Annotated in this window: 11 protein-coding genes; 9 read left to right on the forward strand and 2 right to left on the reverse strand. The window is 70.3% G+C overall.

Annotated features, from left to right (window positions below; genetic code table 11):
* Positions 1-1,074 (reverse strand): lytic transglycosylase domain-containing protein (locus tag IF02_RS0111070; protein ID WP_199809211.1); only part of this gene is annotated, 1,074 nt, incomplete at its 3' end.
* A gap of 165 nt (positions 1,075-1,239) precedes the next feature.
* Between IF02_RS0111070 and IF02_RS0111075 the strand changes: the two genes are divergently transcribed.
* Positions 1,240-2,103, forward strand: coding sequence for a DUF4184 family protein (locus IF02_RS0111075; protein ID WP_030155811.1), 864 nt, complete (start codon positions 1,240-1,242; stop codon positions 2,101-2,103).
* Between the two features lie 75 nt (positions 2,104-2,178).
* Here IF02_RS0111075 and polA read toward each other — a convergent pair whose 3' ends face one another.
* On the reverse strand, positions 2,179-4,899 hold the full coding sequence (gene polA, locus IF02_RS0111080) for a DNA polymerase I (RefSeq protein WP_030155813.1): 2,721 nt from the start codon (positions 4,897-4,899) through the stop codon (positions 2,179-2,181).
* A 133-nt stretch (positions 4,900-5,032) separates the two neighbouring features.
* Between polA and IF02_RS0111085 the strand changes: the two genes are divergently transcribed.
* The 8 genes from IF02_RS0111085 to IF02_RS0111120 all read left to right on the forward strand — a co-directional run bounded on the left by IF02_RS0111085 (position 5,033) and on the right by IF02_RS0111120 (position 14,796).
* A complete protein-coding gene (locus tag IF02_RS0111085) occupies positions 5,033-7,303 on the forward strand; it encodes an FdhF/YdeP family oxidoreductase (protein ID WP_030155814.1) in 2,271 nt (756 codons plus the stop codon).
* Positions 7,304-7,361: 58 nt separating this feature from the next.
* Positions 7,362-7,832: a hotdog fold thioesterase gene (locus IF02_RS0111090; protein WP_030155816.1), complete on the forward strand. Its 471-nt coding sequence runs from the start codon at positions 7,362-7,364 to the stop codon at positions 7,830-7,832.
* 390 nt (positions 7,833-8,222) lie between these two features.
* Entirely contained in the window at positions 8,223-8,474 is a 252-nt protein-coding gene (locus IF02_RS35470; RefSeq protein ID WP_234318163.1) for a hypothetical protein, read from the forward strand.
* 533 nt (positions 8,475-9,007) lie between these two features.
* Positions 9,008-10,246 (forward strand): branched-chain amino acid ABC transporter substrate-binding protein, encoded by a 1,239-nt coding sequence (locus IF02_RS0111100; RefSeq protein WP_030155820.1) that lies wholly within the window; start codon positions 9,008-9,010, stop codon positions 10,244-10,246.
* Between the two features lie 110 nt (positions 10,247-10,356).
* Positions 10,357-11,289 carry a branched-chain amino acid ABC transporter permease gene (locus IF02_RS0111105; protein WP_030155821.1) on the forward strand — a complete coding sequence of 311 codons (933 nt, stop codon included), beginning with the start codon at positions 10,357-10,359 and terminating at the stop codon, positions 11,287-11,289.
* Between the two features lie 5 nt (positions 11,290-11,294).
* Positions 11,295-13,034 (forward strand): branched-chain amino acid ABC transporter permease, encoded by a 1,740-nt coding sequence (locus IF02_RS0111110; protein ID WP_030155823.1) that lies wholly within the window; start codon positions 11,295-11,297, stop codon positions 13,032-13,034.
* 5 nt (positions 13,035-13,039) lie between these two features.
* Positions 13,040-14,083: an ABC transporter ATP-binding protein gene (locus IF02_RS0111115; RefSeq protein WP_037836110.1), complete on the forward strand. Its 1,044-nt coding sequence runs from the start codon at positions 13,040-13,042 to the stop codon at positions 14,081-14,083.
* On the forward strand, positions 14,080-14,796 hold the full coding sequence (locus tag IF02_RS0111120; RefSeq protein WP_030155827.1) for an ABC transporter ATP-binding protein: 717 nt from the start codon (positions 14,080-14,082) through the stop codon (positions 14,794-14,796). Before IF02_RS0111115 ends, IF02_RS0111120 begins: the two co-directional genes overlap by 4 nt.
* Position 14,797 lies beyond the last annotated feature (1 nt).

Consider the following 14,797-nt stretch of genomic DNA (forward strand, 5'->3'; position numbering starts at 1 on the left):
TCTTGTCTCGTGGGCTCGGAGATGTGTATAAGAGACAGGCGTGGGGGTCGGCGTCGGACTCGGCGTGGGGGTCGGCTTCGGAGACGGGGTGGGCTTCGGGTCCGGCGTCGGGGTGGGCGTGGGCACCGGGGTCGGCGTCGGCGTCGGGCTTGGGGACGGCGTCGGGCTCGGCGTCGGCGTCGGGCTTGGGGACGGCTTCGGCGTCGGCCTGGGCGGCACCGGGAGCTGGTCCCCGCCCGCGTTCGGGACCTCGTGCGTGCCCTGGAGGTAGTACGTGAACCAGGACTTCACCGTGCGCAGGTACTCCGCGGACTGGTTGTACGAGAGCACCGCGCGGTCCAGATCGGCGGGTACGCGCAGGTCGCGGGTGCCCGCACAGAGGTAGCGGCCGGCCGCCAGGGCGGCGTCGTACACGTTGTTCGGGTTGCGGCGGCCGTCGCCGTCCGCGTCCTGGCCCCAGGCCGCCCAGGTGGACGGGATGAACTGCATCGGGCCGACCGCCCGGTCGTACGCGGCGTCCCCGTCGTACTCCCCGCCGTCCGTGTCACGGATGTTCGCGAAGCCGTTGCCGTCGAGTACGGGGCCCAGGATCGGCCGCAGGGTGGTGCCGGCGGTGTCCACGCGGCCGCCGCGGGCCTGCCCGGACTCGACCTTGCCGATCGCCGCGAGGAGTTGCCAGCGCAGTCCGCAGCCGGGGTCGCTCTGCCCCACCTTCTGCTCGGCCAGCCGGTACGCCGCCAGGACCGTCGCCGGGATTCCCTGCGCGCCCTCCCCGCCGCCCATGGCCACCGGTTCGTTGTGCGGCGCCACCGCCTCGGTGACCGGCTGGGACGGCTGCGCGACCGGGACCTCCTGCGGCAGCTCGGCCGCCGGGGGCGGGAGTTCGGCGAGGTAGTCGGAGTCTCCGCCGGATTCCGTCGGCTGCGGGGGCTGCACGGCCGCTTCTTCGGTGTCCGCCGCGGATATCCGGTCTCCCGCGGGGCCTTGGGATGCCGTGAGCGCCGCGGCGACGAGCGCGCAGACCAGGACCGCGGCCCCTCCCCTGCGCAGGCTGCTTCCGATCCGAGCCGACATGAGCCGGGTCCCCTCCCCCTCGACGTCGGCGTGACCTTACGTCAGCTGCCTTCAACCTGCACCGATCGGAGCCCGGAATTCACCACTTCCCCACCTGCCGGGCAGCTCGCGCATACTGACCCGGACCGTTCGGGGCGCATTGGCCCGAAGTAAGGAAGAGATGCGATGCCGTTCACCCTCAGCCACGCCGCCGCCGTCCTGCCGGCCGTCCGCCGGACGGGCCGCGCCCGCGGACCGCTGGTCGCGTCGGCGCTCGTCCTCGGGTCGTTCGCGCCCGACACGTTCTACTTCGCGGACGCCGTCGTCTCCGGCGTCTGGCCGTACGGCGCGTTCGCGCACTCGCTGCCCGGGGTGTTCACCGCGGACGCCGTGCTGACCGCCGCGCTCGCGGCCTGCTGGCTGCTGCTGCGCGAACCGCTGATCGCGCTCCTGCCGCGCCGCCGCCAGGGCCGGATACACGCCTTCGTACGCGGCGAGGACTGGCGGGGCGGCGGCGGCCGCGGGCTGCCCGCGCTCACGGCCTGGTTCTACCTCTCGGCGGTCGTCGGCTCGCTCACGCACGTGGTCTGGGACAGCTTCACGCACCCGCACCGCTGGGGGACGGACGCGCTGCCCGTGCTCGGCGAGCCGTTCGCGAACGGACTCCCCCTCTATACGTACGTGCAGTACGGGACTTCGGCGGTCGCCGCCTGCGCCCTGCTCTGGTTCACGGTGACCGCCGTGCGCCGCCTGCCCGACCGCCCCGCCCCGGCGGCCGTGCCGGTGCTCGGCCGGGCGGAGTTGCTGGGCGCGGTCGCGCTGGTCGCGGTGTGCGTGGCCGTCGGGGTGACGATGCGCGTGCTGCGCTTCTTCACGTTCTTCGACCGGATCCGCACCCCGCTCGACATCATTCCGACCGTCTGCTTCGGCGCGGGCGGCGGGCTCGCCGTGGGCCTGCTGCTGTACGGGGTCCTCGTACGGCTCCTCGCCCGTCGGCGCGGGCCCTCCCGTACGGACGATCACGCGCGGACGCCCGTCCCCACCGCATAGCGGCTTGCGGGGACGGGCGTCCGGCGAACGTGCCCTCGGTACCTTGGTACCTCTGCACTTCTGCGCCTCAGTGCCTCAGTGCGCCGCCGACTCCCAGTCGGCGCCGACGCCCACCGACACGTCCAGCGGGGCGCGGAGCTCCACGGCGGCGCCCATCTCGCGGCGCACCAGCTCCTCGACCTTCTTCCGCTCGCCCGGGGCGATCTCCAGCACGATTTCGTCGTGGACCTGGAGCAGCATCCGCGACTTCAGGCCGGCCTCGGTGATCGCCTTGTCCACGCGCAGCATGGCGACCTTGACGATGTCGGCCGCGGTGCCCTGGATCGGGGCGTTCAGCGCCATCCGCTCGGCGGCCTCACGGCGCTGGCGGTTGTCGCTGTTGAGGTCGGGCAGGTAGCGGCGGCGGCCGAAGACCGTCGCCGTGTACCCGGTGGCCCGGGCCTCCTCGACCACGCGGCCCAGGTAGTCCCGGACGCCGCCGAACCGCTCGAAGAAGGTCTCCATCAGACCGCGCGCCTCGGCGGGCTCGATGTTCAGCTGCTGGGCCAGACCGAAGGCGGAGAGCCCGTACGCGAGCCCGTACGACATCGCCTTGATCTTGCGCCGCATCTCGGCGTCGACCTCGGAGCGCTCCACGCCGAACACCTGGGAGGCGACGGTGGTGTGCAGGTCCTCGCCGGACAGGAACGCCTCGATCAGGCCCTCGTCTTCGGAGAGGTGCGCCATGACGCGCAGCTCGATCTGGCTGTAGTCGGCGGTCATGAGGGATTCGAAGCCCTCGCCGACGACGAAGCCGCGGCGGATGGCCCGGCCCTCGTCGGTGCGCACCGGAACGTTCTGCAGGTTGGGGTCGGTGGAGGACAGGCGTCCGGTCGCGGCGACGGTCTGGCTGAAGCTGGTGTGCACCCGGCCGTCGGCGGCGATCGTCTTGACGAGGCCCTCGACGGTGACGCGCAGCTTGGCCTGCTCCCGGTGGCGCAGCATGATCACCGGCAGTTCGTGGTCGGTCTGCGTGGCCAGCCAGGCCAGCGCGTCCGCGTCCGTGGTGTAGCCGGTCTTGGTCTTCTTCGTCTTCGGCAGGTCCAGCTCGCCGAAGAACACCTCCTGGAGCTGCTTGGGCGAGCCGAGGTTGAACTCGTGCCCGACCGCCGCGTGCGCCTCCTTCACCGCCTGCTGCACGGCTCCGGCGAACTGCTGCTCCATGGCCTCCAGGTGGTCGCGGTCGGCGGCGATGCCCGACCGCTCCATCCGGGCCAGCAGCTCCGAGGTGGGCAGCTCCATGTCGTGGAGCAGCTCGGCGGCGCCGACCTCGGCGAGCTTGCCGGTGAAGGCCTCGCCGAGGTCGAGGACGGCGCGGGCCTGTGCCATCAGCGCCTCCGCCTCGGCGGTCTCGTCGGCGCCGAAGGCGAGCTGGCCGTCGGCCGCGGCGGGCTGGAGCTCGCGGTGGAGGTATTCGTTGGACAGCACGTCCAGCGCGAAGGAGCGGCGGCCCGGCTTGACCAGGTACGCGGCGAGCGCGGTGTCCATGGTGACGCCGGCCAGGCTCCAGCCGTGCTCGGGGAAGACCCGCATCAGGCCCTTGGCGTTGTGCACCACCTTGGGGCGCGCCGGGTCGGCGGCCCAGGCCGCGAAGGCCCGCTCGTCGGCCTCGTCCAGCGCGGACGGCTCGAACCAGGCGGCGGCCCCGCCGGCCGCGGCGAGCGCGATCTCGCTGACATTGCCCTGGCCCAGCGCCCAGCTGTCCACGGTGGAGATGCCGAGCGGCTCGCCCGCGCGGGCCTCCAGCCACGGCGCCAGCTCGCCCGCGCCCAGCACGCTCGCGTCCAGCTCCACGCCGGCGGCCGGAGCCGGGGCCGGCTCCTCGGCGGCGCCCGGGTCCACCGCCAGCAGCCGCTCGCGCAGCGAGGCGTTGCGGATCTCCAGCACGTCCAGCACGCCCGTGACGGCGGAGCGGTCGTACGGCAGGCGGGCCAGGTCGCCCGCGGCCTTGGGCAGCTCGACGTCCTTGACCATCTCGGTCAGGACCCGGTTGAGCTTCACGGCCTCCAGGTGGTCCCGGAAGTTCTGCCCGGCCTTGCCCTTGACCTCCTCGGCGCGCTCGACCAGCTCCGCGAACGACCCGAACTGGGTGATCCACTTCGCGGCGGTCTTCTCGCCGACGCCCGGGATGCCGGGCAGGTTGTCCGACGGGTCGCCGCGCAGCGCCGCGAAGTCCGGGTACTGCTGCGGGGTGAGGCCGTACTTCTCCTCGACCTTCTCCGGGGTGAAGCGGGTCAGCTCGGAGACGCCCTTGGTCGGGTACAGCACGGTGGTGTGCTCGGAGACGAGCTGGAAGGAGTCCCGGTCGCCCGTGACGATCAGGACCTCGAAGCCGAGGGCCTCCGCCTGCGTCGCCAGCGTGGCGATCACGTCGTCGGCCTCGAAGCCGTCGACCGCGAACCGCGGCACCTTCATCGCGTCCAGGAGCTCGCCGATCAGCTCGACCTGCCCCTTGAACTCGTCGGGGGTCTTGGAGCGGTTCGCCTTGTACTCGGGGAACTCCGTCGAGCGCCACGTCTTGCGCGAGACGTCGAACGCCACCGCGAAGTGCGTGGGCGCCTCGTCGCGCAGCGTGTTCGCCAGCATCGACGCGAAGCCGTAGATGGCGTTCGTCGGCTGCCCGGTCGCCGTCGTGAAGTTCTCCGCGGGCAGCGCGAAGAACGCCCGGTACGCCAGGGAGTGCCCGTCCATGAGCATCAGGCGGGGGCGGTCCGCTGCGGTCGGCTGGTCGGTCTTCTTCGATGCGTTCTCTGCCACGCCCCCGATCCTAGGCGGCCCCGCTGACAATTCCGGCGTCGGAGATGTCCGCAGGGCGTGACAGGATCGGACGTCTACGCGAATACCCGCAGCGGCCGACGCCGCGATGCTCGACTGCTCAAAGGGGAGCGACATGGCCGCCAAGCCGCCCGCAGGTGATCCCGCACAGCACGCGCCGCAGGTGGCGCCCCCCAAGCGTGCCGCGGCCGGCCTGCCCGCGATCGGGCACACCCTGCGGATCGCGCAGCAGCAGATGGGCGTCGCCCGTACCGCGCGCACCCTGCTCAAGGTCAACCAGAAGGACGGCTTCGACTGCCCGGGCTGCGCCTGGCCCGAGGGAGACAAGCGGCACACCGCCGAGTTCTGCGAGAACGGCGCCAAGGCCGTCGCGGAGGAGGCCACGCTGCGCCGGGTCACCCCGGACTTCTTCGCCGAGCACTCCCTGGCCGACCTCGCCGGCCGCTCCGGGTACTGGCTGGGCCAGCAGGGCCGCATCACCGAGCCGATGTACCTGCCCGAAGGCGCCGACCGGTACCAGGCCGTCCCCTGGGAGCGGGCCTTCGAGATCATCGCCGAGGAGCTCACCGCCCTCGGCTCCCCCGACGAGGCCCTCTTCTACACCTCGGGCCGCACGAGCAACGAGGCCGCGTTCCTCTTCCAGCTCTTCGCCCGCGAGTTCGGCACCAACAACCTGCCCGACTGCTCCAACATGTGCCACGAGTCCTCGGGCTCCGCGCTGAACGAGACCATCGGCATCGGCAAGGGCAGCGTCAGCCTCGAAGACCTCCACCAGGCCGACCTGATCATCGTCGCCGGGCAGAACCCGGGCACCAACCACCCGCGCATGCTCTCCGCCCTGGAGAAGGCCAAGTCCGCCGGCGCGAAGATCATTTCGGTGAACCCGCTGCCCGAGGCCGGCCTGGAGCGGTTCAAGAACCCCCAGACCCCGATCGGCATGCTCAAGGGCACCGCCCTCAACGACCTCTTCCTCCAGATCCGCATCGGCGGCGACCAGGCCCTCTTCCGCCTCCTCAACAAGCTCGTCATCGAGACCGCGGGCGCCACCGACGAGGCCTTCATCCGCGAGCACACCCACGGCTACGAGGAACTCGCGGCCGCCGCCGGGGAAGCCGACTGGGCCGAGACCCTCACCGCCACCGGCCTCACCCGCCCCGAGATCGAGCGGGCGCTGGCCATGGTCCTGGCCTCGGAGCGCACCATCGTCTGCTGGGCCATGGGCCTCACCCAGCACAAGCACTCCGTCGCCACCATCCGCGAGGTCGTCAACCTGCTCCTGCTGCGCGGCAACATCGGCCGCCCCGGCGCCGGCGTCTGCCCCGTCCGCGGCCACTCCAACGTCCAGGGCGACCGCACCATGGGGATCTTCGAACGCCCCGCGCCCGCCTTCCTCGACTCACTCGACCGCGAATTTCAGATCACCTCGCCGCGCGGCCACGGCTACGACGTCGTCCGCTCCATCGAGGCCCTGCGCGACGGCAAGGCCAAGGTCCTCTTCGCCATGGGCGGCAACTTCGTCGGCGCCACCCCCGACACCGACGTCACCGAGGCCGCGATCCGCCGCGCCTCCCTGACCGTCCACGTCTCCACCAAGCTCAACCGCTCCCACGCGGTCACCGGCCGGCGCGCCCTGATCCTGCCCACCCTCGGCCGTACCGACAAGGACGTCCAGGCGTCAGGCAAGCAGTTCGTGACCGTCGAGGACTCCATGGGCATGGTCCACGCCTCGCGCGGCAACCTCCCCCCGGCCTCCCCGCACCTGCTCTCCGAGCCCGCGATCGTCGCCCGCATGGCCCGCGCCGTCCTCGGCGCCGCCTCCGCCACCCCGTGGGAGGAGTTCGAGCGCGACTACGCGGCCATCCGCGACCGGATCTCCCGGGTGATCCCCGGCTTCGAGGACTTCAACGCCCGCGCGGCCCGCCCCGAGGGCTTCCGCCTCCCGCACGCCCCGCGCGACGAGCGCCGCTTCCCCACCAAGACCGGCAAGGCGAACTTCACCGCCGCGCCCGTCGAGTACCCGAAGATCCCCGAGGGCCGGCTGCTGCTCCAGACCCTGCGCAGCCACGACCAGTACAACACCACGATCTACGGCCTCGACGACCGCTACCGCGGGATCACCGGCGGCCGCCGCGTCGTCATGGTCAACCCCGAGGACGCGGCGGAGCTGGGGCTCGCGGACGGCTCGTACACGGACCTGGTCGGCGAGTGGAAGGACGGGGTCGAGCGGCGCGCGCCCGGTTTCCGCGTCGTGCACTACCCGACCGCCCGCGGCTGCGCGGCCGCGTACTACCCCGAGACCAACGTGCTGGTCCCGCTCGACTCCACCGCGGACACCAGCAACACCCCCGCGAGCAAGTCCGTCGTCGTGCGCTTCGAACCGGCCTGATAGAACGACCTCAGGACAAGACGGTTAACGAGCGTTGACACACGAACGGAGCCTGCCCATGGGCGAGCAGCACGCTGTGAAGTTCCCGCAGGAGGTACTCGACGAGTACACGGCCCTGGGCATCGACCTGCCCGCGCTGTTCTCGGCGGGCGACCTCGGCGAGCGGATGGACATCCGCATCCTGGAGGCCTCGGCCGAGCGGGTCGTCGCCACCATGCCGGTCAAGGGCAACACCCAGCCGTACGGGCTGCTGCACGGCGGCGCCTCGGCCGTGCTCGCCGAGACCCTCGGCTCGGTCGGCGCCATGATGCACGGCGGCATCACCAAGATCGCCGTCGGCGTGGACCTGAACTGCACCCACCACCGCGGCGTGCGCTCCGGCACGGTCACCGGCGTCGCCAGCCCCGTGCACCGCGGCCGCTCCACCGCCACGTACGAGATCGTCATCAGCGACGAGCAGGACCGGCGGGTGTGCACCGCCCGCCTGACCTGCCTGCTGCGCGACGCGGACCCCGCCGCCGGGGCCTGACCCGCCCGCGACGAGCCCCCACGGGCCCGGATCCCGCCCCGCGGAAGGGGCCGGACCCGGGCCCGTGGCGCGTACGGGCCCGGCTCGAGGGCGCGTACGGACCCGGGCCCGAGGGGCCGTCCGGGCCGGGCCCGGCCCGTACGGCCCCGGCAACCACCCGGAATCCGCCAGTCCGCGCCCGGCCCCGCAACGACTGTTGTGTCACCGAAGGTGACGGCCTACCTTCCCTTCATGGGGACCCAGCCACGCACCGCGGCCCGCTGCGGTGCCGCCGCACTCCTGACGGCACTCGCCCTGTCCGGATGCTCCACATCCGCCCCACCCGCCCCGGGACCCACGCCAACGCCCGTTTCCAGCCCCTCCTCGCCCGCACAGATCTGCACAAGTCTGGTGTCCTACTGGGCGAAGGAGACCCTCAAGGGCAGCAAATGGGCCGGGCTCGACTGGGAGCAGAAGGGGCTGTCCAACGACCAGTACACGATCCACGAGGAAGCCGTCGCGGCAGGCCGCACCGAGGAGCGAACTGCCGGTCTGGACAAGGCACTTGAGCTCGTCGACCGGTTCACGGCGCAGCGCTGCGCCGAACAGAACGGGGCAACCTGGAGCTCCGAGAACTGGCGGCCCGCCAGTCCGCCCGGGTGACCGGAATCCCGCGCACGCTGTCCGACTTCCGGGCGCCTGGCGGCAGGGACTCGATCCGCAGGTCGGAAGCCCTGCGCACCCCCGGATCAAGATCGATCCACCCGAAGTGGATCAAGGGGAGGAATTACCCTCAGTAATGGCGACGCCCCACTGAATCCCGCTTTTCCCCTGCGGAATGCCACCCGCCGGATTCTTCCGGGCACAGCCAGCGACATTCGGGCCCTTTTGATCAATGACAGGAGCATGAACCCCTCAAGCCCCTTAGGGAAACAGGGAATTCTCACCATGCGGACATTCTCCGAAGTGGCTAAACGTCCGAATTGTCCGCACTCCCGCCACACATTCTTGGCCTCGGCATAACAAGACAGTCACATCATCCTTTCCCCGCTCCCCGCACTCGCCACCTCGGCCTAGAGTCACGGCCAGTCACCGCGCCGCAGGGCGCAACCCAGCACGGCCGTGGACATCCCAGTGCGGCCCGGCGACCAAACGGCACCTCGTCTGAGGGGGCCGCGCCAGGGAAAGGAAGAATCGTGCGACACCGTTCTTTGCTCGTCCTCACCACCGTGATCACCACGGGAGCACTGACCCTCACCGCCTGCGGCTCGCGCGATGAGGCCAAGACCGGCGGGGACAAGGCCGACGGCGCCAAGACCGTCGTCGTCATCGGCGTGGACGCCCCCCTCACCGGCTCGCTCTCCGCGCTCGGCCAGGGCATCAAGAACTCGGTCGACCTCGCGGCCAAGACGGCCAACAAGAACAACGAGGTCCCCGGCATCGAGTTCAAGGTCGAAGCCCTCGACGACCAGGCGGTCCCCGCCTCCGGCCAGGCCAACGCCACCAAGCTCGTCGGCAACAAGGACGTCGTGGGCGTCGTCGGCCCGCTGAACTCCGGCGTCGCGCAGCAGATGCAGGGCGTCTTCGCCTCCGCCAACCTGGCGCAGGTCTCCCCCGCCAACACCAACCCCGCGCTCAGCCAGGGCGACAACTGGGGCAAGGGCGAGTTCAAGCGCCCCTTCAAGACCTACTTCCGCACCGCCGCCACCGACGTGGTCCAGGGCAAGTTCGCCGCCCAGTACCTCTTCAAGGACGCCGGCAAGAAGAAGGTCTTCGTCGTCGACGACAAGCAGACCTACGGCGCCGGCCTCGCCGCGATCTTCTCCGACGAGTTCAAGAAGCTCGGCGGCGAGGTCGTCGGCACCGACCACGTCACTGTGAAGGAGACCGACTTCTCCTCCACCGCCGACAAGGTCAAGACCTCCGGCGCCGACTCCGTCTACTTCGGCGGCCAGTACCCCGAGGGCGGCCTCCTCGCCGACCAGATCAAGAAGGCCGGAGCCAACATCCCGCTCATGGGCGGCGACGGCATCCAGGACCCCGCCTTCATCACCGCCTCCGGCGAGGCCAACGAGGGCGACCTCTCCACCTCGATCGGCTACCCGGTCGAGAAGCTGCCCACCGCCAAGACCTTCATCGCCGACTACCAGGCCGGCGGCTACAAGGACCCGTACGCGGCCTACGGCGGCTACTCCTACGACGCCGGCTGGTCCGTCGTCCAGGCCGTCAAGGCCGTCGTCGCCGCCAACGGCGGCAAGCTGCCGACCGACGCCCGCGCCAAGGTCGTCGAGGCCCTCGGCAAGGTGTCCTTCGAGGGCGTGACCGGCAAGGTCGCCTTCGACGAGTACGGCGACACCACCAACAAGCAGCTCACGGTCTACAAGGTCGAGGGCGGCAAGTGGATCGACGTCAAGAGCGACACGTTCAACCAGTAATCCCGTAGGACCCCGCTCCACCAGCCTCACCTGAACCACACCCACCGCGCGAGGGCGCAACAGCGCCCTCGCGCGGAGTCTTATCCGACACGCTCATCGGAGGCCCTGCGGTGCACGAACTGCCGCAACAGCTGGCCAACGGCCTTGCCCTCGGTGCCCTTTATGGCCTCATAGCCATCGGGTACACCATGGTCTACGGCATCGTCCAGCTCATCAACTTCGCCCACGGCGAGATCTTCATGATCGGCGGCTTCGGCGCGCTCACCGCCTACGCCGCACTCCCGACCGGCACCTCCCTGCTGATCGCGATTCCCGTCATGATCGTCGGAGGCGCACTCGCCTCCGTCGCCGTAGCCACCGCAGCCGAACGCTTCGCGTACCGTCCCCTGCGCAGCGCTCCCCGGCTCGCCCCCCTCATCACCGCAATCGGCCTCTCGATCGCGCTCCAGCAGCTCGTCTGGCAGTTCTACCCGGACGCCAAGAAGGCCGTCAGCTTCCCCGAGTTCAAGGGTGAAGCCTTCAAGATCACCGACAGCCTGGCCATCCAGCGCGCGGACCTCTTCGTCCTCATCCTCGCCCCGCTCTGCATGCTCGCCCTCGGCATCTTCGTCCAGAAGAGCCGCAGCGGCCGCGCCATGCAGGCCACCGCGCAGGACCCGGACACCGCGAAGCTGATGGGCATCAACACCGACCGCATCATCGTCATGGCCTTCGCCATCGGTGCCGCGTTCGCCGCCGTCGCCGCGGTCGCCTACGGCCTCGACAAGGGCCAGATCAACTTCGAGATGGGCTTCATCCTCGGCCTCAAGGCCTTCACCGCAGCCGTCCTCGGCGGCATCGGCAACATCTACGGAGCCATGGTCGGCGGCGTCGTCCTCGGCCTCGCCGAGGCCCTGTCGATCGCCTACATCGAAGACATCCCCGGCATGTCGCAGCTCGGCGGTGGAGCCTGGTCCAACGTCTGGGCGTTCGTACTCCTCATCGTCGTCCTCCTCGTGCGGCCACAAGGCCTGCTCGGTGAGCGCGTCGCGGATCGGGCGTGAGAACCATGACCAACGAAGCAACCCTCCCGATCAAGGCCGAGGCAGAGGCCGAGGTCACCGGTGCCCTCTCCCGCACCGCACTGCTCTACACGGTCATCGGCGGAAGCCTGCTGACGATCGTCAGCGCCTTCCTCGCCTGGACCTGGACCTCCGAGTTCCCCGGTGACCTCACCTACTACGGCAGCCCGGCCCCCATCCAGTTCCTGAGCCTCGTCGGCGCCCTCCTCACCGCCGTCCACGCGCTCTCCGCGCTCGGCGTCAAGGGCCTGCGCTGGCTCACCCCCACCGGCGCCCGCAAGCCCGTGTGGATCCTCTCGCTCGGCACCCTCGCCGGCACCTGGTTCACCGTCATCGCCATCGCAGTGGTCCTCGGCGGTTTCGTCCACCTGGAGCCCGGCGCCTACGTCGCCCTCATCGGCTCGCTCGTCCCGGCCCTCGCCGCGTACAAGCTCCCCGATGACAGCCACAAGGCGGCCGCCGCCAAGAAGCTGCCCTCCTGGGGCGAGATCCTCATCATCATCGGTGCCTTCGCCATCGGCCTCTACGTGGTCACCTTCGGCATCGACACCGACGACAAGGAGCCGCAGCTCTTCGTCACGTACCTGATCATCGTCGGCTTCGCGGCCTTCGCCCTGCTCAAGTCCGGCCTCTTCGACCGGCTCGGCCTCCTCACCGCGAAGAACCGCCAGGTCACCCTCATCGGTACCGCGGCCGCCGCGATCACCTTCCCGTTCATCCAGCAGAGCGGCGACACGTACACGCTCATCGCGGTGAACATCCTGATCTTCGCGACCGTCGCCCTCGGCCTCAACGTCGTCGTCGGCCTCGCGGGCCTGCTCGACCTCGGTTACGTCGCCTTCCTCGGCGTCGGCGCCTACGCCGCCGCCCTGGTCTCCGGAAGCACCGCCTCCGCCTTCGGCTTCCAGCTCCCCTTCTGGGCAGCGGTCATCGTCGGCGCCCTCGCCTCGCTGATCTTCGGCGTGGTCATCGGTGCCCCGACCCTGCGCCTGCGCGGCGACTACCTCGCCATCGTCACCCTCGGCTTCGGAGAAATCTTCCGCATCGCCATGGGCAACCTCGACGGCACCTCCGGCCCGGACATCACCAACGGCCCCAACGGCATCCCGAACATCCCCCACCTCGAACTCTTCGGGTGGAACTTCGGGGAGTCGCACGACGTCGGCGGCATCACCCTCGGCGCCTACGCCAACTACTACTTCCTGATGCTGCTCGTGATGGCCCTGGTCATCCTGGTCTTCGCCCGTGCCGGCAACAGCCGCATCGGCCGCGCCTGGGTCGCCATCCGCGAGGACGAGACCGCCGCCGAAGCCATGGGCATCAACGGCTTCAAGGTCAAGCTCATCGCCTTCGCCCTCGGTGCCACCCTCGCCGGCCTCGCCGGCACCGTCCAGGCACACGTCAACAGCACGGTCGTCCCCGAGAACTACGTCTTCGCCGGGCCCGTCCCGCCGAACTCCGCGTTCCTCCTCGCCGCCGTCATCCTCGGCGGAATGGGCACCATCCGCGGCCCCATCCTCGGCGCCGCACTGCTCTTCCTGATCCCGGCCAAGCTGGCCTTCCTCCAGGACTACCAGCTCCTCGCGTTCGGCATCGCCCTCATCCTGCTCATGCGCTTCCGCCCCGAAGGCCTCATCGCCAACAAGCGCGCGCAGCTCGAGTACCACGACGAAGAGACGACTGACCAGGCCCCCGCGGACCTGGCCACCGCCAAGGCGGGTGCGTGAACACCATGACCACCACCACAGACACCACCACGGCGACCACGGTCCTCGAAGCCAGCGGCGTCACCATGCGCTTCGGCGGCCTCACCGCCGTCAAGGGCGTGGACCTCAAGGTCAACGCGGGCGAGATCGTCGGCCTCATCGGCCCCAACGGCGCCGGCAAGACCACCTTCTTCAACTGCCTCACCGGGCTGTACGTCCCCACCGAGGGAACCGTCAGCTACAAGGGCACGGTCCTGCCGCCCAAGCCGCACCTGGTCACCAGCGCGGGCATCGCCCGCACCTTCCAGAACATCCGGCTCTTCCACAACATGACGGTGCTGGAGAACGTCCTCGTCGGACGCCACACCCGCACCAAGGAAGGCCTCTGGTCCGCCCTCCTGCGCGGCCCCGGCTTCAAGAAGGCCGAAGCCGCCAGCGAGGCACGGGCGATGGAGCTCCTGGAGTTCATCGGCCTGGAGAAGAAGGCCCAGCACCTCGCCAAGAACCTCCCCTACGGCGAGCAGCGCAAGCTCGAAATCGCCCGCGCCCTCGCCAGCGACCCCGGCCTCATCCTCCTGGACGAGCCGACCGCCGGCATGAACCCGCAGGAGACCCGCGCGGCCGAAGAGCTCATCTTCGCCATCCGGGACATGGGCATCGCCGTACTCGTCATCGAGCACGACATGCGCTTCATCTTCAACCTCTGCGACCGCGTCGCCTGCCTCGTCCAGGGCGAAAAGCTCATCGAAGGCACCGCGGCGGAAGTCCAGGGCGACGAGCGCGTCATCGCCGCCTACCTCGGAGAGCCCTTCGAGGGCGACCCGGGCGCGGCCGAGGCCGCCGAGATCGCCGAGATCGCCGAAGTGGCCGAGGTCGCCGAGGTCGAGGCCGCCGAGGAGCGCGCGGCTGAGGCCGAGACCGAGGCTGCGGCCGAGACCGAGGCACCGGCGGAAGCCGAGGCTGAGGCCGAGACCGAGGCCGAGGCCGACGCGGAGCCGGCCGCCGGGCCGGACACCGAGCCGGCCGCGGACTCGGACAGCACCACCAGCACGGACGGAGAAGCCAAGTGACCGCACTGCTCGAGGTCAACGACCTCAAGGTCGCCTACGGCAAGATCGAAGCCGTCAAGGGCATCTCCTTCGAGGTCAACGAGGGCGAGATCGTCTGCCTCGTCGGCACCAACGGCGCCGGCAAGACCACCACCCTGCGCACCCTCTCCGGGCTCCTCAAGCCTGCCGGCGGCACCATCACCTTCGACGGCAAGCCGCTCGCGCAGGTCCCCGCCCACAAGATCGTCTCCCTGGGCCTCGCCCACTCCCCCGAGGGACGCCACATCTTCCCCCGGCTGACGATCGCCGAAAACCTCCAGCTCGGCGCGTTCCTGCGCACCGACAAGGACGGCATCGAGAAGGACGTCGAGCGCGCCTACGAGATGTTCCCCATCCTGGGCGAACGCCGAAAGCAGGCCGCCGGCACCCTCTCGGGCGGTGAGCAGCAGATGCTCGCCATGGGCCGGGCCCTGATGTCCCGACCCAAGCTGCTCATGCTGGACGAGCCCTCCATGGGCCTCTCCCCGCTGATGATGCAGAAGATCATGGCGACCATCGCCGAACTCAAGGCCACCGGCACCACCATCCTGCTCGTCGAGCAGAACGCCCAGGCCGCCCTCTCGCTGGCCGACCAGGCCCACGTGATGGAGATCGGCAAGATCGTGCTCAGCGGCTCCGGCCAGGAGCTCCTGCACAACGAGGACGTCCGCAAGGCCTACCTCGGCGAGGACTGAT

The organism is Streptomyces sp. NRRL S-244 (genome assembly GCF_000717915.1).
GTDB lineage: Bacteria > Actinomycetota > Actinomycetes > Streptomycetales > Streptomycetaceae > Streptomyces.

Bases quoted from the DNA above. Each gene is read 5' to 3' on its own strand.
- IF02_RS0111075 (WP_030155811.1), top strand. From the start codon at position 1,240: ATGCCGTTCACCCTCAGCCACGCCGCCGCCGTCCTGCCGGCCGTCCGC.
- IF02_RS0111085 (WP_030155814.1), top strand. From the start codon at position 5,033: ATGGCCGCCAAGCCGCCCGCAGGTGATCCCGCACAGCACGCGCCGCAG.
- IF02_RS0111110 (WP_030155823.1), top strand. From the start codon at position 11,295: ATGACCAACGAAGCAACCCTCCCGATCAAGGCCGAGGCAGAGGCCGAG.
- IF02_RS0111115 (WP_037836110.1), top strand. From the start codon at position 13,040: ATGACCACCACCACAGACACCACCACGGCGACCACGGTCCTCGAAGCC.
- IF02_RS0111090 (WP_030155816.1), top strand. From the start codon at position 7,362: ATGGGCGAGCAGCACGCTGTGAAGTTCCCGCAGGAGGTACTCGACGAG.